We start from the raw sequence: 24,997 nt of genomic DNA, 5'->3' as shown, positions 1-24,997 counted from the left end.
TCCAATGCAGCAAGGAACCCGATATGGAACGACAACGCACTCTCGGAAAGTCGTGCAAGATTCCGACGCTTACGGCACGACAGCAGGACGGCGAGATAAAAGGGGCTCGCCGGTCGAACCGCAAGCCATTGGCATGGCTTGGGTTCTACCGTGTCGGTCGGTCGGGGCGCGTGCCGCGCCTTGCGTTTTGACGAATGTAGTCAAAGGTGTTTTCGGCACTGTGTGCGCTTTTGATCGTTGGGAGGCCCTGCCATGAGCGTGGGCGACAGCGAGCTGCGTATACGGCCTGGACGCATTCGTAGTACCCGCGCGCCGAAGCCCAAGAGCTTCATCAATCAGGTGCTGCGGGCGGCGAAGAAGGCTGGGCACACCACGGGTCAGGCCGTGGCCAGCAGGCGTTCGGTGGCCTACGGGCGCTCGACGTTTGGCCGCGGTAGGCTGTCCTTTAGCCGCGCCAGATTGTTCAGCCCGACGCGACGCGTTGTCGTGAAGGCGCGCGTGGTTCGTCACAAAGGGCGAGCATTCCGTTCAGCGCCACTGACCGCCCACCTCTCATATTTGAAGCGCGACGGCGTGACCCGGAGTGGTGAGCCGGCCGAGATGTTCGATGCCGGCAGCGACCGCGCCGATAGCGCGGCATTCGCAGAACGCTGCAAAGACGACCGTCACCATTTCAGGTTCATCGTCTCGCCGGAGGACGCCGGCGAAATGACGGACCTGAAGGCTTTCACCCGCGACCTCGCCAGGCAGATGGAGACCGATCTCGGTACGCGGCTCGATTGGGTGGCCGTCGATCATTGGAATACCGACAACCCACACGTCCACCTTCTCGTTCCGGGCGTAGATAAGGACGGGGCGGACCTCGTGATCTCCCGTGACTATATCAGCCAAGGCCTGCGTTCACGCGCCGAGGAACTGGTCGCTATCGAACTGGGTCCAAAACCGGAGCACGAGATCCGCAATTCGCTGGAGAGGGAAGTCACGGCAGAACGATGGACGCGGGTCGATCGGGAGATCCGGCTGGCAGCCGATGAGATCGGCGCTATCGATCTTCGCCCAGAAAACCCCGGCAGTTCCGATCCCGACATCCGGCGCCTGATGGTCGGGCGCCTTCAGCACCTGGAGAAGATGGGCCTTGCTGTGCCGGCAGCACCTGGGGAATGGATGGTCGGGCTCGAAGCCGAGCGTAGCCTGCGCGACCTCGGCATGCGTGGCGACATCATCAAGACCATGCACCGCGCTTTTGCCGAGCGTGGGGAATCGCGCGGCGTTGCTGATTTCGTCATCGAGGGCGGCCAGCCGACATCCCAGCTTGTCGGACGACTGGTCGACCGGGGACTGCATGACGAACTGACCGGCGAGGCCTATGCCCTGATCGACGGAACCGATGGGCGTGCGCACCACGTGCGCTTCCGAGGGCTCGAGGCTTTTGATCACGCACCGCCGACCGGTGGCATCGTCGAAGTGCGACGCTTCGGTCAAACCGGCGATCCGCGCCCCACCATGGTCCTTGCGACCCGCTCCGATCTCGATCTTGCCGAGCAGGTCGCCGCGAAGGGCGCGACCTGGCTTGACCACAGGCTGGTCGAACGCGACCCCATGCCGCTCGCCATGGGCGGATTCGGCCGCGAGACCCGCGCCGCCATGGAAGCTCGTACCGAGCATCTGATCCAAGAGGGTTTGGCGCGGCGGCAGGGCCAACGCATCATCTTGCAACGCGACCTCCTGAACACGTTGCGCCGACGCGAGTTCGATGAGGTGGCTGCAAAAGTCTCGGCCGACACCCGCCTACCTTACGTGAGTGCCGCCTCTGGAGAGCATGTAGCGGGCACGTATCGCCAGCGGCTGACGCTCACCTCGGGACGCTTCGCCATGGTCGACAATGGGCTTGGCTTCCAGCTCGTGCCCTGGTCGCGCGAACTCGAAAGCAAGCTCGGCCAACACGTCACCGGCGTCGTGAAGGACGGCGGTGGCATCGAGTGGGGCTTTGGCCGCAAGCGCGACCTCGGCCTTTAGTCATATCACCAATCCAGTTGCGGAAGGGCGTTCGGGATGTCCGGAACCAAGATCCTGTGGGGGCAGGTGATCGTTGTCGGCCTTATCGTTTTGCTGGCCATCTGGGGAGCAACCGAGTGGACGGCCTGGCGGCTCGCCTATCAACCGGAGCTCGGGCGGCCCTGGTTCGAACTGTCGGGTTTCAAGATCTATTACCCCCCTGTCTTCTTCTGGTGGTGGTTCGTCTACGACGCCTATGCGCCGCAAATCTTTGTCGAGGGCGCCTTCATCGCGGCGTCGGGCACCTTCGTTTCGATCGCGGTGGCGATCGGCATGTCGGTTTGGCGGGCGCGCGAAGCCAAGAACGTCGAGACCTATGGTTCGGCGCGCTGGGCTGGTCTGGAGGAGGTGAGAGCGGCCAGGCTTCTCGGTCCGGATGGCGTGGTGCTGGGCAAACTCGACCGCGATTACCTCCGCCATGACGGACCGGAGCATGTCTTGTGTTTTGCACCCACCCGATCCGGCAAAGGTGTTGGCCTCGTCGTCCCGTCGTTACTGGCCTGGCCAGGCTCGGCCATCGTGCACGACATTAAGGGTGAGAACTGGCAGCTGACCGCGGGCTTCCGCTCGCGGCACGGCCGCGTCCTGTTGTTCGACCCCACCAACCCAAAGTCCTCAGCCTACAATCCGCTGCTCGAGGTCCGGCGCGGGGAATGGGAGGTTCGCGATGTCCAGAACGTGGCCGACGTCCTGGTCGACCCGGAAGGCTCGCTCGATAAACGGAACCATTGGGAGAAGACCAGCCATTCCCTCCTGGTCGGCGCGATCCTCCACGTCCTCTATGCCGAGACAGACAAGACGCTGGCCGGCGTCGCTGCTTTCCTTTCCGACCCGAAGCGGCCGATCGAGACCACGCTGAAGGCGATGATGACCACCGCGCATCTTGGCGAGCAGGGAGCCCATCCCGTGGTCGCCTCGACCGCACGAGAACTCCTCAATAAATCCGAGAATGAGCGGTCCGGCGTCCTGTCCACCGCGATGTCGTTCCTCGGGCTGTACCGCGATCCCGTCGTGGCCCAAGTTACCTGCCGTTGCGACTGGCGGATCGCCGATCTGATCGCAGATAGCCGCCCCACGACGCTTTATCTCGTTGTGCCGCCCTCCGATATCTCACGAACCAAGCCGCTGATCCGTCTGGTGCTGAATCAGATTGGTCGGCGCCTAACCGAGGACCTGCACGCGCGTGACCGCCGGCATCGAGTCCTGATGATGCTCGATGAGTTCCCGGCACTCGGGCGGCTTGATTTCTTCGAGTCCGCGCTCGCCTTCATGGCAGGCTACGGCATCAAGAGTTTCTTGATCGCGCAGTCGCTCAATCAGATCGAGAAGGCCTACGGGCCCAACAATGCGATCCTCGACAACTGTCACGTCCGCGTCAGCTTTGCGACCAACGACGAGCGGACCGCCAAGCGCGTATCGGATGCGCTGGGTACGGCGACGGAGATGCGCGCGATGAAGAATTATGCCGGGCACAGGCTGAACCCATGGCTGGGGCACCTGATGGTCTCACGGCAGGAGACCGCGAGGCCGCTACTTACCCCGGGCGAAGTCATGCAGCTCCCGCCGATGGACGAGATCGTCATGGTGGCAGGAACGGCGCCGATCCGAGCGAAGAAGGTCCGCTATTACGAGGATAGGCGATTCACCGAGCGGGTTTTGCCGCCGCCTGATCCGGCGACGGCCGGCCGATCGTCGCGAACGGACGGATGGTCAGCGCTCGGACCGCTGAAGCCGGCGGGGCCTCCAACCGACAAGGAGCAAGGAGAGGAAGACACGGCGAACAGTGGCCTGCGCCGCGAGCCCGAACTCCCTGATCACGTGGCGATCGTCAAGGAGACGACCGAACCGACACCGGCAGAAGAATTCGCTGCCGTTCTAGATGATGACGAGGATACGGTCCGTCAGTCCCGGCTCATACGCCAACAGATGCGCGGTGTTGCCCGTCAAGTCGCCATGGATCCGAATGACGGTATGGAGCTCTGAGGAAATATGCGCGACCGGATGAACGTCTACTTCCCACCTGAGCTTCTGAAACAAATCTCGGAGCTTGCGGATCGCAAGAAGCTTTCCCGGTCCGCCATCGTGGAAGCTGCGGTCACGTCCTTCCTTTCGCCGGACAGCGCGGACAGGCGGGAGGCAGCATTCGCCCGTCGCCTGGACCGGCTTTCCCGTCAGATGCAGAGGCTGGAGCGCGACGTGGGTTTGACGGCCGAAAGCTTGGCGCTCTTCATTCGCTTCTGGTTGACGATCACGCCGCCGCTACCCAACGACGCGCAGGCGGCCGCGCAGGCAAAAGGCCGGGAGCGGTTTGAAGGATTTGTCGAGGCACTCGGGCGCCGCTTGCAAAAGGGGCAAAGCTTTCTCCGCGAGATTCCGGAAGATATCCGCCGTCAGGAACCGGCCGACGAATCCTGATCGAGCGTCCTGGATGCGCCATCGCGCCTGACCTTCTTTTTCTACGCCAGCCTACGACCACAGCAATTTGGCCGAACTGACAAAAAGCTTGTCGCGGTATCGGCTCGAAAAAGCTGACAGCGAGAGGGGCCGGCATGCAAATTTCAAAACGATGGCGTGGAATTGCGCGCGTTTTTCTCCCTTTCGCTGCCGGATACTATCTTTCGTACCTGTTTCGAACAATCAATGCTTTGATCGCCAGTCATCTCAGCTCCGACACCGGGCTTGGGACTGCCGACCTCGGGCTGCTTACGTCAGTCTATTTCCTTGTGTTCGCGGCGGCTCGCGGCGCCGAAGCGCTCGACCTGCTTAAGGCCTGGGGCACCGGCCACCCCGGTGGCATCGGGACTATCCATGCGGGCAGCGCGGTCGGCGCGCTGCGGCGGCTCGAGCAACTCATTCAGGAAGCCGTCATCACGGTTCCGCGCGCCCTGATCGCGGAGACCATCAACCTCGTTGCTGTGCTTGCGGGGCGCGGCGGTGACCGTCGCCTCGCTGAACTCGCCATCGTCACCGGGCTCGGGGCCGCCGGTGACTACAACCTTTCATCAGCAGGAGACTGACATGCGTCAGCAATTTCGCTTTCTTCGAGGTGCATCGTTGGCCGCCTTCGGCGCCGTGCTTGTGGCAGCCCCGCCGGCATGGGCGGCCGGCTCGAACATGCCGTGGGAACAGCCACTCAATCAGATCTTGCAGTCGGTTGAAGGTCCGGTCGCCAAGATCATCGCCGTCATCATCATCGTGGTGACCGGGCTCACGCTCGCGTTCGGGGAGCCGACGCTGGGTTCTGCCAATCTGCGGGTTCTGACGATCGTGGGCTTTCCGGGCGCGACGACCCCGGGGATCCTGGACGATCTGAATCGTCTGGCATTCTCGTATCGTTGGTCGACTCGCGCAATTATGCTCGACAAGACCGACGCCACCAGGCTGCTGACCAAGATCCGGCGGCAGTGGTTCGCCAAACGAAAGTCGATTGGCGCCATTCTCAAGGAGGTCATGACGAACGAGGCGTCGACGCTGCTCGATACCGACGCACACAACAAGGCGCTTGATGCCGACGCGGCGTTACAGGAACTGGGGTCTGATCAGATCGGACAAGCCTTTGTCACCGCGACCATCACTGTCTGGGACCGCGATCCCAATGCTGCTGATGAAAAGCTGCGCCTTGTCGAGAAGGTCATTCAGGGGCGCGATTTCACCTGCATGATCGAGACGGTGAATGCCGTCGAAGCTTGGCTCGGCAGTTTGCCCGGGCACGTCTACGCCAACGTGCGGCAGCCACCGGTGTCGACCCTCAACCTCGCCCATATGATTCCGATGTCGGCCGTGTGGGCGGGCGAGGCGAGGGACCTGCACTTCAAGGGGCCGCCACTTCTGTTCGGCAAAACCGAGGGCTCGACACCGTTCCGATTTTCGCTCCATGTCGGCGACGTCGGCCATACCCTGGTGGTGGGACCGACAGGCGCTGGCAAGTCGGTGCTGCTCGCTCTGATGGCCCTACAGTTCAGGCGTTATCCGAACTCCCAGGTCTTTGCCTTCGATTTCGGCGGCTCAATTCGGGCGGCTGCGCTTGCCATGGGTGGTGATTGGCATGATCTCGGCGGCGCATGGTCCGACGGAGGTGAACAACCCGTCGCCCTGCAGCCGCTGGCCTGGATTGATGATCCTTCCGAGCGCGGATGGGCGACGGAATGGATCGGCGCGATCCTGGCACGGGAGAAGGTCGAGATCACCCCAGAGGTCAAGGATCATCTGTGGTCGGCGCTGACATCTCTCGCTTCGGCGCCGAGGCAGGAACGCACCCTGACGGGCCTGTCAGTCCTGCTCCAATCGAACTCTCTGAAACGCGCCCTGCAACCCTATTGCCTGGGTGGTCCCTCTGGACGCCTGCTCGATGCCGAATTCGAGCGCCTCGGCGAGGCCTCGGTCCAGGCATTTGAGACCGAAGGTCTGATCGGAACGAGTGCCGCGCCGGCCGTGCTGGCGTACCTCTTCCATCGTATTGGGGACCGTCTCGATGGCCGGCCGACACTTCTGATCGTCGATGAGGGATGGTTGGCCCTCGACGACGAGGATTTCGCTGGCCAACTCCGGGAATGGCTGAAAACGCTTCGGAAGAAGAACGCATCGGTCATCTTCGCCACCCAGTCGCTTTCGGACATCGATGGTTCCGAAATTGCGCCGGCGATCATCGAAAGCTGTCCGACTCGCTTGTTGCTGCCGAACGAACGGGCGATCGAACCGCAGATCACTGCCATCTACCGTCGTTTCGGCCTCAATGACCGTCAGATCGAGCTTCTGAGCCGGGCAACGCCAAAGCGGGACTACTATTGCCAGTCTCGTCGCGGCAACCGGATGTTCGAGCTCGGCCTTGGCGAGGTTGCGCTCGCATTCACCGCAGCCTCTTCCAAGACGGACCAGGCCGCAATTACGCAGCTCATCGCCGAACATGGACCCGACGGCTTCGTGCCTGCCTGGCTCCAGCACCGTGGCGTCGCCTGGGCCGTCGACCTGATCCCCAATCTTACTAATCTGGAGAAATCGCTATGAAGCGCCTTGGTCTATTGGTAGCCGTTGGCACCACGGCGCTGTTGCTCGCCGCTGCGGTGCCCGCACGGGCGCTGATCGTCTTTGATCCCAACAACTACGTCCAGAACGTCCTGACTGCCGCGCGAGAGTTGCAGCAGATCAACAACCAGATCACCTCGTTGCAGAACGAGGCGCAGATGCTGATCAACCAGGCAAAGAACCTGGCAAACCTGCCGTATTCGTCGCTGCAGCAACTGCAAGCATCGATCCAGCGCACCCAGCAATTACTGGCTCAGGCCCAGCGCATTGCCTACGATGTGCAGCAGATCGACCGAGCCTTCTCGACCAGCTATGCACCGGCGACCGGCAGCCAGTCGAACCAGTTGCTCATCTCCAACGCTCAATCGCGCTGGCAAAATACTTACTCGGCGACGCAGGACGCACTTCGCGTCCAGGCCGGCATCGTTGGCAACCTCGACACCAACAGTATCCAGACGTCCGCACTCCTAACATCAAGCCAGGGTGCCAGCGGCGCGCTGCAGGCAGCGCAGGCTGGCAATCAGATCCTTGCGCTGAACGCGCAGCAACTCGCCGATCTTACGGCTGTCGTGACGGCGCAGGGCAGGGTGCAGAGCCTTGAAGCCGCTCAGCGCGTATCGGCTCAAGATCAAGGACGAGAACAGCTTCGTCGGTTCCTGACACCGGGGCAGGGCTATCAACCCTCCAACGTGCAGATGTTTCACTGATGACCGACGTAAAGGCATTCAAGGCGCTGTCGCTGCTTACGACAATCGGCCTAGTGGCCGTCGCCGCCTGCACGATTCAGCTGCGTGGCGGAGACGATTCTCCGCCGACACCGAAGGCGGGGCAGACGACCGATGCAACCAGCTCCGACCTCGTACGCTGCCGTGGCGTCACTCAGGAGGAGACGGCAAGCTATCGCCACTGTCAGCAGATTTGGGCCGAAAACCGGCGTCGGTTCCTTGGCAAGAAAGACGGCGTTGTAGTTCCCGGCCACGACGACTCGGCCAGTTCGACGCCTGCCCCAAAGGATCAAAGCCGGATCCCGCAGGGATTTCCGAACCTGGCGGCGCCTGAGGCGAGCAAACCATGACTGGTACGGGGATCATTGACCAGTTTCTGGAAACGTTCACGCGATATATCGATAACGGCTTCGGGCTGCTCGGCAGCGACGTTGAGTATCTCGCAGCGACCCTCGCCGCGATCGACATCACGCTTGCTGCGTTGTTCTGGAGTTGGGGGCCGGACGAAGACATCATCGCGCGCCTCGTCAAGAAGACGCTTTTCGTGGGAGTCTTCGCCTACCTTATCGGCAACTGGAACAGCCTCGCGCGCATCGTCTTCGAGAGCTTTGCCGGTCTCGGGCTGAAAGCATCTGGCGCAGGCCTCTCCGCGTCAGACTTCTTGCGGCCGGGAAAGATCGCTCAACTCGGCCTCGACGCCGGCCGACCGTTGCTCGATTCGATCTCGAATCTGATGGGCTACATCAGTTTCTTCGAGAATTTCGTCCAGATCGTCGTTCTCCTGTTTGCCTGGGTCGTGGTGTTGCTCGCCTTTTTCATTCTGGCGATCCAGCTCTTTGTCACCCTGATCGAGTTCAAACTCACGACGCTGGCCGGCTTCGTGCTCATTCCCTTTGGCTTGTTTGGCAAGACCGCCTTCGCAGCAGAGCGGGTCTTAGGAAACGTCATATCTTCAGGGATCAAGGTGCTGGTCCTGGCCGTCATCGTCGGTATTGGGTCGACCCTGTTCTCGCAGTTCACCGCTGGCCTTGGTGGCAATCAGCCAACCATCGAAGATGCGATGACACTGGTGCTTGCCGCGCTCTCCTTGCTGAGCCTCGGCATCTTCGGTCCCGGAATCGCCAACGGCCTGGTGTCGGGCGGACCCCAGCTCGGCGCCGGTGCGGCGATTGGAACGGGCCTTGCCGCTGGCGGTATTGTTGCCGCTGGCGCAGGACTCGCCGCCGGCGGTGCCGGTCTCGCTGGCGGCGCGATTGCTGGCGCCGCACGCGGCGGGAGTGCCGTCTTGAGTGGAGCGTCCGCCGCCTATCGAAGCGGCGGCCTTGCTGGCGTTGCGGAGGCGGGTAGCTCGGCTGCAATGAGCCCGTTGCGTCGCGCAGCGGCTGCCCTCGGCGGAGGTGGGGAAGCCGGCGCGCAGGCCGCGAGCACCCCAGCTGAAGGCCAGCCCGATTGGGCGCGGCGCATGAAGCGTTCCGAGACTATTCGGCACGGGACGTCGGCAGCCGGCCACGCGGTCCGCTCAGGAGATCACGGTGGCAGCGGCTCATCCGTCGATTTGTCTGAAGGAGAGCGCTGACGCGCAGCATTGCGCATTCGCCACCCACTGCGCAGGCGTCTCAAACGCGGACACCGCTCCACTCGAAACCGACCACTCGATCTCAGGGGCAACTATCGATGTTCAAACGACCTTCCGTTCACTACGGGCGCATGTTAGAGGCTTACCTGCCGACGGCATCATTCTGCGCCAAAACTGGCTCCGCGCCTATGATTTTACGACCGATCGCGGCGCCGCTGCGCTCAATGACTACGCGCGCAACAACGACCCGTTCGCAAAGCTTGGGAAGCTCCAAATCTCCGTCGACGTATCGAGCGTCATTCGCGCGTCGTCGGAAAAATACGAAGAATGTCCCCTGTCCCGGTTGGCTCGACCTTGATCACCTCCGCGCCTGCCTCTGCCAGGATCAATGTTGCGAGCGGGCCAGGCAGTTGTGCGCTGAAATCCAGCACGCGAAGACCCTGCAGCGGCTGCGCCAGTCCAGTCGAATGAGGGCCCATCGTCATCGACCTTGAAACAGGGGAGGCCGCTTCTCGGAGAAGGCTGCAATGCCCTCCTTGAGATCCTCCGTAAGAAGGACGCGCCGGAACGCCGCGCGCTCCAATTCGAGTGCGGGGGCAAGACCGGTATCGCCCCCGTGGCGCGCGGCGTTCTTCGAAAGCCTAACTGCAAGCGGACCGTTCGCGGCGATGCGCGCGGCCACTTCCGTCACGCGTGTGGTGAGCTCGGCAGCAGGAACGAGTTGGCTCACAAGACCGACCTCGTACGCACGCCTTGCGTCGATAGTGTTACCGGTCAGGATCATGTCCATGGCGATCGCGGGCGGAACGAAGCGTGACAACCGAACAACGCCGCCGGCGCCGGCCAGGGCGCCGATCTTCACTTCCGGCACGCCGAACACCGCGGTGTCAGCCGCGATCCTCAGGTCGCAAGCCAATGCTAACTCCAAACCACCGCCGAGCGCTGTGCCATTGATCGCAGCGATGATAGGCTTCATCGTGGGCGGCTCCCGCGTCAAGCCACAGAAGTGACCTGGATCTTGCTCCCGAGCCGCACGCTCGGAAAGGTAGGGCAGGAAACTGGCAATATCCGCACCCGCGCAAAACGACTTCGTCCCGGCGCCGGTCAGGACGATTACGCGTACATCGCAATCGTCATCCAGTTCGGCCCAGATATCGGCCAGCCTTGTGTGCGTCTCGAGATTGATCGCATTGCGAACTTCTGGGCGGTCAATCGTAACGGTCGCGATACCGTCCGCGATGGCGAGAAGGATGCTCATTCTGTCTTCTTCCTTGCCGATCCTTACCGGCGAATGGCGTGTGGCATCGAAATTGGCTCAAACCGCGAGAAAGCCGCCGTCGACGGGCAAGATTGCTCCCGTGATGTAACTAGCCGCTTCGGAGGCGAGAAAGACGACGGCGCCGACTAGTTCGTCAGGCTTGCCGACTCGCCGTTGGGGAACATGTGCCAATCGGCTCTTGAGCAGCGCAGGCTGTTCGAGAAGGTCCTGAGTCATCGCTGTCTCGATGACGCCAGGAGCAATCGCGTTGACACGGATCCCCTCCCGAGCGAAATCAACCGATGCAGCCTTTGTGAACTGTGCGAGCGCGCCTTTCGACGTCGTGTAAGCGAGGGTTCCTGCTCCCGCCACGAAGGAGAGGATCGATGCAACGTTGATGACCGCTCCCCGCGTTTCCCTCAAGGCCGGATAGAATGCGCGGACGAGATTGAAGGGACCATCAACGTTGACCGCCATGGTGCGGCGCCAGACGACATCCGCATCGTCGTCGTCTATGGCGCCTGGAAGCAGGATGCCGGCGTTGTTGACGAGGATGGATGGCTGGCCGCACTCCGCCTGAACTTTGGCGGCGACACTCCTGCAGGCGTCGAAGCAGCTGACGTCCAGAGGAAATGACCACGAAGCGGCGCCATCTGCAGAGATTTCCCGCGCGGTCGCGGCCGCTGTTTCTGGGTCCAGATCGGTACTGACGACCCGAGCCCCGGCACGCGCTAGGCCTAGCGCGATGGCCCTTCCATTGCCTCGACCCGCTCCGGTCACAACTGCGAGCCGCCCTTCAAGAACCCTTCCGACCAACTGCCACTCCTGTCTCCCGTTACCGACGAAAAGCCGTCAACACTCGTTTCAGGCGTCAGTGCTCGAGGAGGCGCTGTTTCAGCTCACGCTTCATGATCTTTCCGCTGAAGTTGATCGGAAGCTCAGGGTAGTCGAAAAATAGGATTCGCTTTGGGACCTTGTAGTGCGCAAGGCGATCTTTCCCGAAAGCAATGATTTCGTCGGCCGTAGCGGACTGCCCGTCGTGCAGAACGATTACACCCGTTACCTCTTCTCCCCAGCGATCGCTCGGCAAGCCAACAATCGCGGCTTCACGTACGGCGGGATGCGATAGAAGGGCTTGCTCGACTTCCTGGCAGTAAACGTTCAGGCCGCCGGTCTTGACCATGTCCTTCAGGCGATCATGGAAGGTAATGAACCCATCCTGATCGATCGCCCCCATATCGCCGGTTCGCAACCAGCCCTGATGGAAAATGGCGGCGGTCGCTTCGGGCTTGTTGTAGTAGCCCTTCATCACAGACGGTCCTCGGACTGCGATCTCGCCGACTTCGCCGTATTCGGCATCCGAGAGGTCGTGACGGAGGATCTTCGTTTCGAAATTGAGGAATGCCCTCCCGATCGAATTTGGAGCGCGCTCATAGTCCTTTTCCTTCAGGACAGTAACGATCACGCCGGCCTCGGAGAGCCCGTACTGATAGTAGATGGAGACGCCCGGGATCAGCGCGTGCATGGCGTCCCTGTCTTTCCGAGAAAGGCCGGCACCTCCGACATACCAGCGCGAGAAACTGCTGAGATCGAGCTCACGTGCCAGCCCGCATGTAAACAGGTCTCGTGCCATCGACGGCGGCGTGAACCCGTTCGTCACGCGGTGCTCCGCGATCGCCTTGAGCATGCGTTCCGGCGAATAGTTGTGGAGCAGAGTGGCCGTCGCTCCCACATAAAGATGTGGCAACAGCCAGCAATTCAGTGCGGCTGCGTGATGCAAGGGCGTCGCGAGGATGGTGTTGTCGTCCTCATGCATCCGAGTGTCGATGATCTCGTGGATCGAGTTCCAAAAGACATTCTCGTGCGTGAGGAGAACACCCTTCGGCTTTCCCGTCGTTCCGCCGGTGTACATGACGAGTTGAACGTCGGATCGGCTGACTAAAGTCGCGGGGCGCTTGGAATCGTAGCCTTGAACAAATGCTCCAAGCGACCGATCACCCGCTTCGTCAACGAGAACGATTTTCGGGATACGAATATCGTCCTTCGCCTGGGTGTAGTATTCCGCACTCGCGAAGAGCAGTTTGCTGTCTGAATCGTCGAGGTTGTCTCCGATTTCGGCCGAGGTAAGCCGATAGTTCAAGGGAACTGTCGCAGCCCCGAGCTTTGCGATCGCGATAAAGAGGCAAACCCACTCAAGGCTCATGTCGGGCCATGTTTCGCGCACGATGCCGATCATGCGCTCGATTGCCGCCGGTGTTGCCCATCCTACAGTATCGGCCAGGTAGATTCCGCGGAGCTGAATGTCGTTAATTTCAGCTAGCTCCATGATGCTGCGGACCGACCGGATTACCTTCTCGGCGCTGATGAAACCCTCGTAGTTACAGCCGAAGGCTGTCATCACGTAACCCCATTCGGTCGCGATGTTGCGAGCCTTATATGCATTGATCCATCGGCGCTGCTCTTCAAGGGTTGCGGCCGCGTCCATTCCGGTATTCTTTACCGAGAACGTCTCGGAGGCTGTCACGCGGATCGCACCGACGACATCCAGTTGCGTGCGGACTGCGCGATCCAGGCCTTGAGCATTGAGCCAGAGGCCCGTGTAGCGCACTCCTGCCCGCTTTCGGATCGATGCGGACACCTCTTCGGCATCCGCCATGGTCGGCACGCGCTTTGGATTGACGAAGGAGACACAGTCGATTTGCCGGACCCCCGTATCGGACAGTGCTTCGATGAATGCGACCTTCTCCGCAACCGTGATCGAACGGCGTTCGATCTGGAATCCTTCCCGCGGACCTTCTTCATGAAGGATGATGGACTTAGGGAGATCCGACATGGCTGGTCCTGCTTTTCTTTCGTGGCCTAAAGACCGCTCGGCGCGGGCGCGATATGCTGTGATAGCGATCCGGCCAGGGGAAGATGGGGGCTGCGCATTTGTTCATGCGACGAGCTCCGCGAGGTTGTCTTCCACGAACCGCGTGTATACGCGGCCATCCCTCGTCTCCGCGCGTCGCAACAGCGCTCGAAGAAATGAAATGTTGGTTTCAATCCCTATCAGTTCGATCCTGCCGAGCGCTGTATCCAGTCGAGCCAGAGCCTCCTGACGGTCTCGGCCATGCGCGATAACCTTCATCAGCATCGGATCGTAGAACGGGGTGACGCGCTGCCCTGCAGCATAGCCGGACTCGATCCGGATCCCTTCCGCGCTCGGAACTTGCAGCTGCTCGATCACGCCGGGAGAGGGGACGAAGTTCTTCGCTGGTCGCTCGGCATAAACGCGAGCCTCCACGGCATGCCCGGACAGACGAATGGCGGCTTGCTCGGCGAGGCCCTCGGGCTCGTCACCGCGCGCCAGTTGAATTTGGGCCCGTACAAGATCGACACCCGTCACTTCCTCGGTAACCGGGTGCTCGACTTGAATGCGGGTATTCATCTCAAGGAAGAAGAACCGCTTAGCTTCCTCGTCGTACAGATATTCGATCGTTCCCGCGCCCGCGTAATGGAGCGCTTCGGCCAATGAAACGGCTGCGCTTGCCATTTCAGCGCGAATCTCCGCGGGAATGTTCGGCGCCGGCGCTTCTTCTATGATCTTTTGGTGCCGCCGCTGGAGCGAGCAATCGCGCTCGAAGAGATGCACGGCCCGGCCATCTCCAAAGCCGAATACCTGGACCTCGACGTGCCGCGCACGCGGGATCCGGCGCTCGAGATACACGGCATCACTTCCAAAGGCGCGCCCCGCCAGGGCGCGGGTCGAACTGACCGCAGCCAAGAGCTGCCCTTCTTCGTCAACCTGCCGCATCCCGATTCCGCCGCCTCCAGCAGCGGCTTTCACCAGAAGCGGATATCCAACATCCTTGGCCGCCGCGAGGATTTCCGTGTTTGCAGTTCCCAAGCGTTCCGTGCCCGGCAAAATAGGCACCCCGGCTGCCGCGGCGGTCGCCCGCGCCTGCTGCTTGTCCCCCATGGCCCGGATTTGATCCGGTCTGGGTCCGATAAAGACGAGCCCAGCGGCAGCACATTGCTCCGCGAAGGCCGCATTTTCGGAGAGAAAGCCATAGCCGGGGTGAACGTACCTCGCGCCGCCCGATCGGGCAGCTGCGATGATCTTGCTCCCATCGAGGTAGCTCTCCGAGGCCTTCGGTGCCCCGATTGAAATTGAAAAGTCGGCAAGAGCTACATGCGGCGCGCTGGCGTCGGCCTCCGAGAACACCGCGACCGTCGACATCCCAAGCGAACGTGCCGCTCGCAATACTCGACAAGCGATCTCGCCCCGATTCGCGACCAGCAGACGATTCACGCAACTCTCCATAAAACAAACAGGTGCCCGTTTTTAAAAATGCGATTCGTGGATGTCAAGGGTGACATTGGCTTTTCTTGCGCGCTCGGGAGAGGAATCTCGCTTTTGGATTAGCTCTTGAACCGCGTCGATCTTGCTATGCGAAGCTTTTCTGCGCTCTGAGATGTCTGGAGCGGGAGTAAAAGCATCGGCCAGTCACCGCGGCAGACCCCGCCTTGCGCTGCTGGGCGACGAGTGGTGTAAAAAACCCACAGTTGTTTGTTTTCCCCTGGCGAGATGACTATACTCACCACCGAGGGCTGGTGCCTGATGCCGGCAAAGCAAAGGATTTTCGAGAAGATGCGGACTGTTGGATCAAATGGCGACGCTACGCAACGCCTCCTCCGAAGCGCTGCCATTGATGCGATCGCAAAAAATGGGTTCACGGCGACCAGCCTAAGAGACCTCGCCAAGGAAGTCGGCATCCAAGCGGGCTCGCTGTACAATTACATCACGTCAAAGGAAGAGTTCCTTTTTGACCTCATTCGCGGCAATCTTGAAGGAATGATCGGCGAATTCGAGCGCCGTTCCACCGGGCTCACAGACCCCAAGCAACGCTTGGAGGAGTTTATCGACTTGCACCTCGAATTTCACACCACGTCGCAAAAGGAAGTTTTCATCGGCAACATGGAACTTCGAAACCTGTCGCCCCGCCACTACAAGATCATCACCGACCTTCGGGACCGCTATTCAAATTTCCTGACGCAAATCCTTAAGGATGGAAGCCGTGAGGGGGTGTTTGAGATCCCCGACCTTCGCGTCACGACTTTCGCCGTTCTGTCGATGTTGACCGGAATCTGCGCGTGGTACCGTCCGGACGGCAGGCTCTCCCAGCAAAAGCTCAAACGGCTGCATACCGAACTCGTCTTCCAATCTCTTGGAGCCACCTGTGAGGCTAAGGACGGTCGGAAAAAAAGGGCGGTCTAGCTGGCTCGTTCCGCCGCCCGCGCCCCCGCGGGTTAGTTTCCGGTTCGTCTGGTCTTTTCGGCAGACCGCGACCACGCGGGCTTCCGTTTTTCGACGAAGCTTGCCAACCCTTCGGCAGCCTCCGCCCAACCCCACATTTCCGCGACCCGGTCGACGGTATAGACGAAGTTGTCCTCGAAACCGTGCGCGCCAACAAAGTCGATCAGGCGCTTGGCGGCCGACAATGCGCCAGGTGCACATTCCAGAATAAGATCAATTTCGGCTTCGACGGCCCTATCGAGATCGTTTAGGGAAACCACCCGGTCGAGAAGCCCTATCTTCGCGGCTTCGTCTGCCATAAACGTTCGCGCCGTGAGAAAGTACTTTCGAGCTGCCGGTGTGCCGATTTTTCTTACCACGTACGGCGAGATCATCCCCGGAAGGAGGCCAAGCCTCGCTTCGGTGATCGAGAACTTCGCCGTTTCGACCCCGATAGCCATGTCGCATACCGACACGAGCCCAAGGCCGCCCGCATACGCAGGTCCATTGATTCGGCCGATCACCGGCTTCGACAGCGTATCGATTTCCCGGAGCCACAAGGCGAGTTTGCTTGCTTCCTTCAGCCGCTCGCCCTGTGGGCGGGCCGCCTGTTCCTGCTGATATTTGAGGTCCCCCCCAGAACAGAAACTCGCGCCTTCACCGGTCAGCACAACCACGCGTACCGAGGGGGAGCGCTCGAAATCGGAGATGGCGCCGCGCGCTTCGTCATACATCGCCCCGTTCATTGCATTGTGAACGTTGGGCCGCGCGAGCGCCAACGTGGCAACACCACGATCGTCAACCGATACTTTGATTGTATTGTAGCTCACGTGAATCACCCACCCGCAAGGTTACACCGCCGAAAGCCGCATTCGCGCTCGGCTATTTTGGGACATGGAATTGCTTGAAGAACCGGGCCACGATCGGGCTGTCAAACGCCCAAGAATAGCAGCCGTTGAGGAAAAAGGGCACGTCACCGCTGGCACCAGCGGGTGGCCGCGCGCCTTGAGTTTCCCGATACGGGGAAATGGTCTGATAGGCTGCGGTCGCGGCATTGAGCAACAACTCGCGCAAATGCGAGCAGCCTCCAACCCCTCCCATACGGTCGTGAATGGCGCGACGCCATCCAGCTCCGAGCTTTGCGCCAATGAGGCTATCGAGACGGTCCGCGCCATGCACGCAGATCGAGAACGGAATACTGGTCATTTCGCACGTAACGCCATGGACGACCATTTCATCGTCGCACGTCAGGCGAATAGAGATCTTATGGATAGGCTGGCCAGGCGCCAGATCGCCACGCTCGCGATCCGGGTAGACGTAAGGTTTGGTATCCACCAGTTCTCCGACGATCTCCCACAACCCATCGGAGCGGAGGTAGCCGTTGAAAACCGTGGTTCGGCAATGTGCATGCTGGCGTTCAATTGAAATGTCGGCCATCGTCGTTACCCTGCTCGGCCTCAATTTAGAGAAGCGACGGAAACTTCCCTTCCCGTCACTCGCGGACATGCGTCACGACGGCATCGAGCGACGCGCGACGGGTTCGGAAGCTATTCACCGGATGGTCCGTATCCGCGTAACCAAACGCGATGCCGCAGACGATCAGCCGGTCACCGGATAGGCCAAAATGGCTGCGCACGAAATCCGGATGCGTTGCCAACGCCGCCTGAGGCGCTGTCGCGATGCCCAAGCTCTGCGCAGCGAGCATGAAGTGACCAGCATAAATTCCGCAATCGACCGCACCGTAAGTGCCGAGCGAACGATCGGTCGTAACGATTGCAACATGCGGTGCTCGGAAGAATCGGTAATTTTCCATCGTCCTGGATGCGCGCGCGGTCGCGATCGGCCCGCGAGATGCCAACACTTTCGTAGAGCTGCCAGCCGCATTCCCGGCGCCGCTCCTGGTATACCCCGACGTACTCGGCCGGAAACTGAAAGTCAGGTAACGGTGGCGCCTCTGCAGCGACCGCGTAGTATGCGTCGCGAAACCGGTCCGTCGCACTTCCCGAGGTGACAACAAGCTTCCACGGCTGGGAGTTGCACCAGGATGGCGTCGCCTGCGAAATTCGAAGGATCTGGTCGACGATGGCCGCCGGTACAGGGTCCGGCCGAAACTGCCGACACGTGCGACGGCCCGTGACGATGGCTGCAAAGGCCTCGTAGGCGTGCCGAACATCGACCGATGAAGGAGCCTCTATAGCGACCGAAACAGTCATGCATTGCCCTCAGTAAACAAACAGGTGACCGTTTATAACAAGGATACCTCAAGCACGCAAGGTGATTTGGAGCTCTGCCATCACATGGCCAAGTAACCGCCGTCGACCGGCAGCATGACGCCTGTTACATAACTGGCTGAAGGTGATGCGAGAAAGACGGCCGCACCGACCAGCTCTGCCGGCTTGCCCGAGCGGCCCATAGGTGTGTGCGCAAGCAGCGCTTCCATCCGTTCTGGATCGGAGCGCGTCGCCTCGGTCATCGCCGTTTCCATGAAGCCGGGGGCAATAGCATTGACGCGTATCCCTGCCGGCGCAAGCTCTACGGCTAGAGCCTTGGTGAGCAACAATACCGCTCCCTTGGAGGCAGCGTAGGCCGAGGAGCTCCGGTTCGCCACAAACGACTGAATCGAGCCAAGGTTGACGATTGATCCGCGCGTTCGCCTAAGAGACGGGAGAAATGCGCTGATCATGTTGTAAGCCCCATCAACGTTTACGGAGAAGGTACGATCCCACGCGCGACTACTCTCCTCGTTGTCGAACGACATCCGTTCGAGAATGCCTGCGTTGTTCACCAGGATCGAGACATCCCCTTCAGCGGCTCTGACAGTCGTCGCGAGCTCAGCACAGGCCCCCCGGTCGGATACGTCGATCGTCAGCGCTCGCGCCCATCCCCCCGCCCGCGATATCAGCCCCGCGGTCGCGAGCGCGGTCGCGGGGTCAAGGTCAGCGACGAGAACGCGAGATCCAACGGAGGCGAGGCCCATGGCAATCGCTTGGCCGTTTCCGCGGCCAGCGCCAGTCACCAGCGCCAATTGTCCACGCAATGAGAATAATTTATCCATACATTTTCCTCGCGCTTGCCGCGGCGACGCAGCCAAATGTCAACGACATCCCGTAGCATTCAAAGCACGGCCCGCGATCCAGCCGTATACGGACGCAGCTCGCTGTAAGCCCCGCGCATGATCTTTTCGGCCCAAGCAGGGTCAGCCAAAACCGCGCGGCCGACGGCTACGAGATCGAAACTGCCGCCCTCGATTAATTCTAGTAGACGGTCCAACGACGCTGGCGCTGCCTTCTCGGCAAGGGCCTCCCGGTTCGGCACCTGAAACGCCTGATCGAGCCCAACAGATCCGACCGCGATCGTGGCCTTGCCGCTGATCTTCTTGGTCCATTGCGCAAGCGTGAGATCACTGCCCTCGAAGGCTGGCTCCCAATATCTGCGCGTGGAGCAGTGAAAGATGTCCACTCCTGCCGCAACAAGGGGCTCGAGAATAGCCGCCAGCTCATCCGCGTTCTTGCACAGCTTGGCCTCGTAATCATCGACCTTCCACTGGGAAAACCGAAAGCTGATCGGGAAGTCGGGACCTGTCTGTCGCCGGCAAGCTTCAACGACCTCGGCGGCAAATCGCGTCCGGTTGGCAGCCGAGCCACCGTAGGCGTCGGTGCGGCGATTGGTCGTTTCCCAAAGGAACTGATCGATCAGATAACCGTGAGCGCCATGCAGCTCCACGCCATCAAAGCCCATCTTCATCGCATCGCGCGCGCCTTGGGCATAGGCCTCGATCACGGCCTCGATGCGCCTGAGATCCATCGGTTCGGCGCTTTGCACATACGTGCCGTGAACTTCGCTATAGCTAAGGCCTGAAGGCCCGACGGCGGGAGCATCCGGATTAAAGCACCTGTCATTTGCCTTTCGGGCCGCTCCGACGTGCCAAAGCTGAGGAAACATCTTACCGCCGGATGCATGGACGTGATCCAGCACAAGTTTCCATCCCGCCAATGCGTCGTCGCCGTAGAACCGCGGCACATCAGATCGATTGCTCGCCGAAGGATCCGGAATCCAGGTTCCTTCGCTGATGATCAAGCCAATTCCGTGCGCAGCGCGCGCCGCATAATACTGGGCATTCGGCTGACCGAGTACGCCGTTCGGCGCGAATCTCCTGGTCATCGGAGCCATGACAAGGCGGCTTGAAAGGCTGAGCCTGCCAATTTGCGCGTTCGCAAAGAGGGACGACTCAGCCGGGCGCCGCTGGGCGCCTGAAGATTGAGTGAGCGCAGACATCGACGTGATTTCCTGTGTTGCTTTCGCAAAAATCGGATCCTTGACAGGATTGATAATCGACGTAAACTAACACCTGTTTTTAATACAAGCAAGGTTCTCGACCACATCGCTGGCTTGAGCCTTGCCGAGACGAGCGCCCATCCAAGCGTCGCTCGCTCGAAACAGGGGAGACGCTCAAGCGCACACCTCGCCCGCTCCGGCGAAAGGCGCGGTGTGTGCGCGAGCCTTTAACGTCGCAATGACGAGAGAGGGCAACTAGAGATGTGCATGTTGAAATGGCTTCTGACGTTACCGTTGAGCTGTACGCTTTTGGTGGCCCCTGCCATGGCGCAGATTTCTGACGGAAAGGTCAAGATCCTGGTCATGAACGACCAGTCCGGACTAACGTCCGACAACAACGGCCGAGGTTCTGTCGAAGCGGCCAAGATGGCGATTGAGGATTTCGGTGGCCGGGTTGCCGACGCGCCAATCGAGCTTTACGTTGCCGACCATCAGAACAAGCCCGACATCGGGGCGTCGCTTGCGAGGAAATGGATCGATACCGACGGGATCGATGCGGTCGTCGACCTCCCCAATTCTTCCGTGGCATTGGCTGTCAGCCACGTGGTCAACGGGAAAAAGAAGGCATTGCTTCTAAGCAGCGCCGGATCGGCCGACTTTACCGGGAAGGCATGCTCGCCCACCACCGTACAGTGGACGTTCGACAGTTATATGCTCGCCCACGCGACCGCGCGCGCCGTCGTCGGACAAGGCCTCAAGAACTGGTTCTTTGTCACCGCCGATTACGCATTTGGTCACCAGATGCAGGAGGAGGCTACCGCGCTCGTAAAGCAGCAGGGCGGACACGTAATCGGCTCCGTCCGCCACCCTGCCTTTGCATCGGCTGACCTCTCGTCCTTCCTGCTTCAGGCACAGGCCTCGAATGCGGACGTGGTTGCACTTGCCAATGCGGGTCCCGATACAACCAATTCGATACGGCAGGCATCAGAATTTGGTCTCAAGCAGAGAGTTGCCGCAATGCTCCTGTACGAAACGGATGTCCACGCGATCGGGCTGTCCGTAGCGCAGGGAATTCTGCTCACCTCTCCCTTCTACTGGGATCGGTCGACCGAGACCCGGGCATGGTCGAAGCGCTATGCCGAACGAGTCAACGGCGCCTACCCAACCATGAACCATGCCGGCGTCTACGGCTTGGTTACCCACTATTTGAAAGCCATCGCCGCCATCAAGAGCGACGACGGCCCTAGCGCCGTAGCCCAGATGAAGAGGATGCCCACCGACGATCCGCTCTTCGGTAAAGGTTCCGTACGCGCCGACGGCCGCGGCATTCATGATCTTTATCTGTACGAGGTAAAAACGCCTGCCGAATCCAAAGCGCCCTGGGATTACTACAAGGAAATTGCTGCCATCCCGCTCGACGACGTTTACCGGCCGATGCTGCCCGAGTGCAACTTCCTGAAACAGGACTAACGAGTCGTCAGCGTCAAACGAACGATCGATTTTCTCTGCTTGCGTTGCCAGCACTGGTTTTATCAGCCGACAACACTTCAAGCGGACCACGCGCTCCAGCAACCTCCCTGCAGGAGGCACGGCACGGCGTCAGATTGCCTGATCCGGCGTGCAACTAGCCGGTGCTCTAACGAGTACCGGCCTTTTTTGTCGCCAACTCTATCTTTGGGCCTCGCTTCGCGAGATCTTCGCCGGCGCCGCCGGATTTAGGCGGGCGGCATACTCGTCTTGCAGATGCCGTTTGACGCTGTTCTCCTGAGGATCAGAGGGTGATGACCACTTTGCCAAAATGCTTTGCCGTCTTTAAGTGGCGAAACGCATCGGCTGTTCGCTCAAGCGGGTATACCGCATCGATGACCGGCTTGAGCCTGTGCGCCGTAATTGCGGAGGCCATGGCGCGAAAATCTTCGGCGCTGCCCACGCTTATGCCTGAGAGCGTCGCCCGCTTCAGGTTGAGATCAACCAGATTTAGGCTGGCCTCGATCCCGTCGAGAAAGCCGACGACCGAAATGTGGCCCTGCGGCATGAGAGCACGAAGGCTGTTGGTGATGTTACGCCCGCCGACGGTCTCCACAACCAAAGCCACGCCTTCGCCACCCGTAAGCCTCAAAACGTCGTCCACCAGGTCAGCGGTCTTCGCATAATTGATCGTCGCATCGGCCCCGAGTGCCGCGGCCTTCGCAAGCTTGGTGTCGCTGCTCGAAGTGATGATCGCCTTGGCGCCAAAAAGCGTGGCGAACTGTAATGCGAAGATAGAGACCCCGCCTGTACCATGAATGAGGACAGTGTCGCCAGGCAGGAGTTTGCTATAGGCGAGCGCATTCCACGCGGTCACCGCTGCTATCGGAAGGGTGGCGGCTTCCGTCGCTGAAAGATGCTTCGGCGCCTGCACGATCTCATGCGCCTTGAAGGCCTTGTATTCGCTGAGCTGTCCGGCGACATTCCCTGCGCCGGGACGAATTTCAAGGCCAGTATGCTGACGAAGGTAGCGTCCCGCCCGCCAGGATGGAATATAAAGCGTGCAGACGAGGTCGCCCGTGTTGACGTTCCGCACCTCGCTTCCGACCTCTTCGACGACACCGGCTCCATCCGCTACCGGAATGAGCGGCAGGGGAAGACCCGAACCAAGGAAGCCTTCCACGATAGCGAGATCGACATAATTGAGCGATGCGGCCTGGAGGCGAACAAGGACCTCGTCGGGTCCGACTGTCGGTCGTTGAACTAACTGCTCTTTCAAATTCTCGATTCCAAATCCATCTTTCAAGATGATCTGCCGCATAGCGATTCCCCGTAAGTGTGGTGACGCCGCACCGTACGCCTTGACGCCAGTGTCAAGGTCAAGCAGACTCTTTGTCATGAACATTGGCAGCTTGGCGAAGGCGACAAATTCAAGTGCGCGCTCCATTCGCCACTACGAAACGGCAGGACTTCTGCGGTCGCGACGTGCGGCGAATGGATACCGCATTTACGGGGACGAAGCGATCGCAGCCGTCAACCACATCCGCTGGCTTATTGCAGCGGGACTGACAGCAAAGACAATTCGCAAAATCTTGCCTTGCGTCGTCAAGGCAGATCCGGCCGGGGTCGTCTGCGCGAGAACGCGTTCAATCCTGGAACAGGAGTTGAAACGAATCGGCGAGCAGGTCAGAAAACTACAAGTAAGCCAGAGGATCCTGAAACGAGCTATCGGTCATAGTCGACCGCCGTCGAACGGTGCGTCCTGAAGCGGTCCTAGCTGAAAGAGGGGCCGGATCTGCTAAATTGGGCCGTCAGGCCACGCGTAGTTGATCAACAAATGTTGGATATCCGTGATCTCATCACTGGCAAAGGTCATCCCTTCGCGTCTGATCCCCGATTCCTTCCACATACTAAAGGGCATGTTGGCTGGCCGATAAATCGGCACATCGTTGGCTATGAGCCCGCCGACATCTGAATCGTCGATGGCCGAGAAGGGTCGCCGCATGCTGCCGTCTGCATCGCTCGCCATTTGCTCTCGGACCAAGCCTAAACGCCAGCTCATCGATGAATCTCGTGCGTTGGCGCCGGTCGTTACAACGCGTTCGGCTCGAAGGAAGAGTTCCACAAGAGTCTACAGGCAGCGATGATCACCTATTGCCCGGAAAAAACGCGCACGTGGCTGCATGCTGATCATGAGCGCGACGACGGGATTATCGCCCGAGCGTGTTGTCCGCGGAGTTTCGCGCCCACTTCAACCTCCGCAACACAAGAAGCCGATCCGCACGCGGTATGCCAGCTTACGTCGGGAACGCACCTGGAAGATCTAACAGGCACGTGCGCGCGGCGCCTCGTCTATCATGCGCATATCCGGCTACATTCGCGTTTCAATATCTCCGCTTTTGGTGGCACCGTGCAGGGAGGTGCAACGCATGTCTTCCACGGAATTCGCTGTGCTTGAGCCATTCGGCGAGGCCCTGGGCTCGAAAGGTGCTGGGTGCTCAAACGAAATGATCAGGTTTGGATACCGTATTGCCGGAACCGACACGGTTCTGTCGGCGATCGCGGTCCCGTTGTCGCTCGCTGAGCAATTGATGCCCAGAGAGCTATCGTTGAGTCTGAGTTCAAATGGTGCGATTACAGCAACCCTCGAATACTCCGATAGGGAAGCATGCTTTAGAGAGGTTTCCTTGGTTCAACTCATTCAAGAGCTTCTCTTCCCGGATCGTCTACGCATGGAAGAAATCAAGGCGTCTGATTTGGAAGTCCTTTTGCGGAACTTAGAAGTCTCGATTCAATTGATCGGAGCTAAGATAGCGCAATTGAGCGCACGCTAATTGCGCCTCGTCGGGCTGCGCCCAGCGTGGTTACGTGACTGTCGTTTCAAAGGCAGATGCTACTCTTGCCCTGTACATCGCAGACTATCGCGCTTGCGAGACGCTCAATATCGAGGATCTGTGGTTCCACGACCTTCGACGGGAAAGCTGCGAGTAGGCTGTTCGAGGCTTGCTTGCCAATTGAAACGGTCGCCTAACCGGTCAGAAAACATGGGATACGCTCCACCGCTACACTCAGCTGAAGCCGGAGGATCTCGCAAGACCGCAACCACCGGCTGAGTTGCTGGTGGCGGATTACGTCGATCGGCTAATCGACTCTTTAGTCGCCGCGGGAAAGAAGACCGTTGAGCTAAGGGCGGCGATGGAGAAAACGCGACAGGTCTCAGAAAAAATGGCGCACCCGACACGATTCGAACGTGTGGCCTTCGCCTTCGGAGGGCGACGCTCTATCCAGCTGAGCTACGGGTGCTTACTGCTTACGCAGTGCTTACGCGGATTTCGCGTATG

21 protein-coding genes, 1 tRNA gene and 4 pseudogenes are annotated in these 24,997 nt (G+C 60.2%); 13 read left to right on the top strand and 13 right to left on the bottom strand.

Translation table 11 applies throughout. The features are described from left to right. The first annotated feature begins 252 nt into the window (after positions 1-252). The 9 genes and pseudogenes from AC5ZG1_RS31935 to AC5ZG1_RS31895 all read left to right on the top strand — a co-directional run. Positions 253-2,016, top strand: coding sequence for a relaxase/mobilization nuclease domain-containing protein (locus tag AC5ZG1_RS31935; RefSeq protein WP_496135176.1), 1,764 nt, complete (start codon positions 253-255; stop codon positions 2,014-2,016). Between the two features lie 36 nt (positions 2,017-2,052). Further along, positions 2,053-4,038 (top strand): conjugal transfer protein TraG, encoded by a 1,986-nt coding sequence (locus tag AC5ZG1_RS31930; RefSeq protein WP_496135175.1) that lies wholly within the window; start codon positions 2,053-2,055, stop codon positions 4,036-4,038. Between the two features lie 6 nt (positions 4,039-4,044). Continuing rightward, entirely contained in the window at positions 4,045-4,470 is a 426-nt protein-coding gene (locus AC5ZG1_RS31925; RefSeq protein ID WP_496135174.1) for a ribbon-helix-helix domain-containing protein, read from the top strand. A 323-nt stretch (positions 4,471-4,793) separates the two neighbouring features. After that, positions 4,794-5,072: pseudogene (locus AC5ZG1_RS31920) on the top strand (ATPase, T2SS/T4P/T4SS family); the annotation flags it as partial. A 43-nt stretch (positions 5,073-5,115) separates the two neighbouring features. Then, positions 5,116-7,059, top strand: a pseudogene (gene trbE, locus AC5ZG1_RS31915) (conjugal transfer protein TrbE); the annotation flags it as partial. Beyond that, the gene (gene trbJ, locus AC5ZG1_RS31910; RefSeq protein WP_496135173.1) at positions 7,056-7,784 is read left to right on the top strand and encodes a P-type conjugative transfer protein TrbJ; all 729 of its coding nucleotides are present in this window, start codon (positions 7,056-7,058) and stop codon (positions 7,782-7,784) included. The pseudogene trbE and the gene trbJ, both read left to right, overlap by 4 nt. Continuing rightward, positions 7,784-8,152, top strand: a complete 369-nt coding sequence (gene trbK-alt / locus AC5ZG1_RS31905; RefSeq protein WP_496135172.1) for a putative entry exclusion protein TrbK-alt — start codon at positions 7,784-7,786, stop codon at positions 8,150-8,152. Before trbJ ends, trbK-alt begins: the two co-directional genes overlap by 1 nt. Continuing rightward, entirely contained in the window at positions 8,149-9,378 is a 1,230-nt protein-coding gene (gene trbL / locus AC5ZG1_RS31900; RefSeq protein WP_496135171.1) for a P-type conjugative transfer protein TrbL, read from the top strand. The genes trbK-alt and trbL overlap by 4 nt, the downstream gene beginning before the upstream one ends. A 97-nt stretch (positions 9,379-9,475) precedes the next feature. Further along, positions 9,476-9,700: pseudogene (locus AC5ZG1_RS31895) on the top strand (VirB8/TrbF family protein); the annotation flags it as partial. Here AC5ZG1_RS31895 and AC5ZG1_RS31890 read toward each other — a convergent pair. The 5 genes from AC5ZG1_RS31890 to AC5ZG1_RS31870 all read right to left on the bottom strand — a co-directional run bounded on the left by AC5ZG1_RS31890 (position 9,675) and on the right by AC5ZG1_RS31870 (position 14,930). Beyond that, a complete protein-coding gene (locus tag AC5ZG1_RS31890) occupies positions 9,675-9,857 on the bottom strand; it encodes a CoA transferase (RefSeq protein ID WP_496135170.1) in 183 nt (60 codons plus the stop codon). The pseudogene AC5ZG1_RS31895 and the gene AC5ZG1_RS31890 overlap by 26 nt on opposite strands. A gap of 2 nt (positions 9,858-9,859) precedes the next feature. Beyond that, positions 9,860-10,636, bottom strand: coding sequence for an enoyl-CoA hydratase/isomerase family protein (locus tag AC5ZG1_RS31885; protein WP_496135169.1), 777 nt, complete (start codon positions 10,634-10,636; stop codon positions 9,860-9,862). Between the two features lie 57 nt (positions 10,637-10,693). Further along, positions 10,694-11,416: an SDR family NAD(P)-dependent oxidoreductase gene (locus AC5ZG1_RS31880; protein ID WP_496135168.1), complete on the bottom strand. Its 723-nt coding sequence runs from the start codon at positions 11,414-11,416 to the stop codon at positions 10,694-10,696. A gap of 91 nt (positions 11,417-11,507) precedes the next feature. Then, on the bottom strand, positions 11,508-13,469 hold the full coding sequence (locus AC5ZG1_RS31875) for an AMP-binding protein (RefSeq protein WP_496135167.1): 1,962 nt from the start codon (positions 13,467-13,469) through the stop codon (positions 11,508-11,510). Between the two features lie 102 nt (positions 13,470-13,571). Beyond that, positions 13,572-14,930 carry an acetyl-CoA carboxylase biotin carboxylase subunit gene (locus AC5ZG1_RS31870; protein ID WP_496135166.1) on the bottom strand — a complete coding sequence of 453 codons (1,359 nt, stop codon included), beginning with the start codon at positions 14,928-14,930 and terminating at the stop codon, positions 13,572-13,574. 309 nt (positions 14,931-15,239) lie between these two features. Here AC5ZG1_RS31870 and AC5ZG1_RS31865 point away from each other — a divergent pair, with 309 nt between their 5' ends. After that, the gene (locus AC5ZG1_RS31865) at positions 15,240-15,896 is read left to right on the top strand and encodes a TetR/AcrR family transcriptional regulator (protein ID WP_496135165.1); all 657 of its coding nucleotides are present in this window, start codon (positions 15,240-15,242) and stop codon (positions 15,894-15,896) included. A 32-nt stretch (positions 15,897-15,928) separates the two neighbouring features. On the opposite strand, the gene AC5ZG1_RS31860 is transcribed toward AC5ZG1_RS31865, so the two are convergent. From AC5ZG1_RS31860 to AC5ZG1_RS31840, 5 genes and pseudogenes are all read right to left on the bottom strand, one after another. Further along, positions 15,929-16,744, bottom strand: a complete 816-nt coding sequence (locus AC5ZG1_RS31860) for an enoyl-CoA hydratase-related protein (protein WP_496135164.1) — start codon at positions 16,742-16,744, stop codon at positions 15,929-15,931. A gap of 52 nt (positions 16,745-16,796) precedes the next feature. After that, positions 16,797-17,351 carry a DUF2889 domain-containing protein gene (locus tag AC5ZG1_RS31855; RefSeq protein WP_496135163.1) on the bottom strand — a complete coding sequence of 185 codons (555 nt, stop codon included), beginning with the start codon at positions 17,349-17,351 and terminating at the stop codon, positions 16,797-16,799. Positions 17,352-17,406: 55 nt separating this feature from the next. Beyond that, positions 17,407-18,127: pseudogene (locus AC5ZG1_RS31850) on the bottom strand (nitroreductase). 80 nt (positions 18,128-18,207) lie between these two features. Then, complete coding sequence (locus AC5ZG1_RS31845) at positions 18,208-18,969, bottom strand: SDR family NAD(P)-dependent oxidoreductase (RefSeq protein ID WP_496135162.1); 762 nt, start codon at positions 18,967-18,969, stop codon at positions 18,208-18,210. Between the two features lie 59 nt (positions 18,970-19,028). Continuing rightward, complete coding sequence (locus AC5ZG1_RS31840; protein ID WP_496135161.1) at positions 19,029-20,189, bottom strand: NADH:flavin oxidoreductase; 1,161 nt, start codon at positions 20,187-20,189, stop codon at positions 19,029-19,031. A gap of 267 nt (positions 20,190-20,456) precedes the next feature. Between AC5ZG1_RS31840 and AC5ZG1_RS31835 the strand changes: the two genes are divergently transcribed. Then, positions 20,457-21,659 carry an ABC transporter substrate-binding protein gene (locus tag AC5ZG1_RS31835; RefSeq protein ID WP_496135160.1) on the top strand — a complete coding sequence of 401 codons (1,203 nt, stop codon included), beginning with the start codon at positions 20,457-20,459 and terminating at the stop codon, positions 21,657-21,659. Positions 21,660-21,960: 301 nt separating this feature from the next. On the opposite strand, the gene AC5ZG1_RS31830 is transcribed toward AC5ZG1_RS31835, so the two are convergent. Next, positions 21,961-22,977 carry a zinc-dependent alcohol dehydrogenase family protein gene (locus tag AC5ZG1_RS31830; RefSeq protein ID WP_496135159.1) on the bottom strand — a complete coding sequence of 339 codons (1,017 nt, stop codon included), beginning with the start codon at positions 22,975-22,977 and terminating at the stop codon, positions 21,961-21,963. A gap of 76 nt (positions 22,978-23,053) precedes the next feature. Between AC5ZG1_RS31830 and AC5ZG1_RS31825 the strand changes: the two genes are divergently transcribed. Continuing rightward, the gene (locus tag AC5ZG1_RS31825; protein WP_496135158.1) at positions 23,054-23,422 is read left to right on the top strand and encodes a MerR family transcriptional regulator; all 369 of its coding nucleotides are present in this window, start codon (positions 23,054-23,056) and stop codon (positions 23,420-23,422) included. Between the two features lie 32 nt (positions 23,423-23,454). On the opposite strand, the gene AC5ZG1_RS31820 is transcribed toward AC5ZG1_RS31825, so the two are convergent. Beyond that, entirely contained in the window at positions 23,455-23,718 is a 264-nt protein-coding gene (locus tag AC5ZG1_RS31820; RefSeq protein ID WP_496135157.1) for a hypothetical protein, read from the bottom strand. A gap of 367 nt (positions 23,719-24,085) precedes the next feature. Between AC5ZG1_RS31820 and AC5ZG1_RS31815 the strand changes: the two genes are divergently transcribed. Further along, positions 24,086-24,490 (top strand): hypothetical protein, encoded by a 405-nt coding sequence (locus tag AC5ZG1_RS31815; RefSeq protein ID WP_496135156.1) that lies wholly within the window; start codon positions 24,086-24,088, stop codon positions 24,488-24,490. Positions 24,491-24,882: 392 nt separating this feature from the next. Here the strand turns inward: AC5ZG1_RS31815 and AC5ZG1_RS31810 are convergent. Continuing rightward, a tRNA-Arg gene (locus AC5ZG1_RS31810) sits at positions 24,883-24,959 on the bottom strand. Positions 24,960-24,997 lie beyond the last annotated feature (38 nt).

The organism is Bradyrhizobium sp. Leo78, from assembly GCF_059512425.1.
Note: the sequence above shows the minus strand (reverse complement) of the source record. Positions and strands in the feature narration are given on the sequence as shown.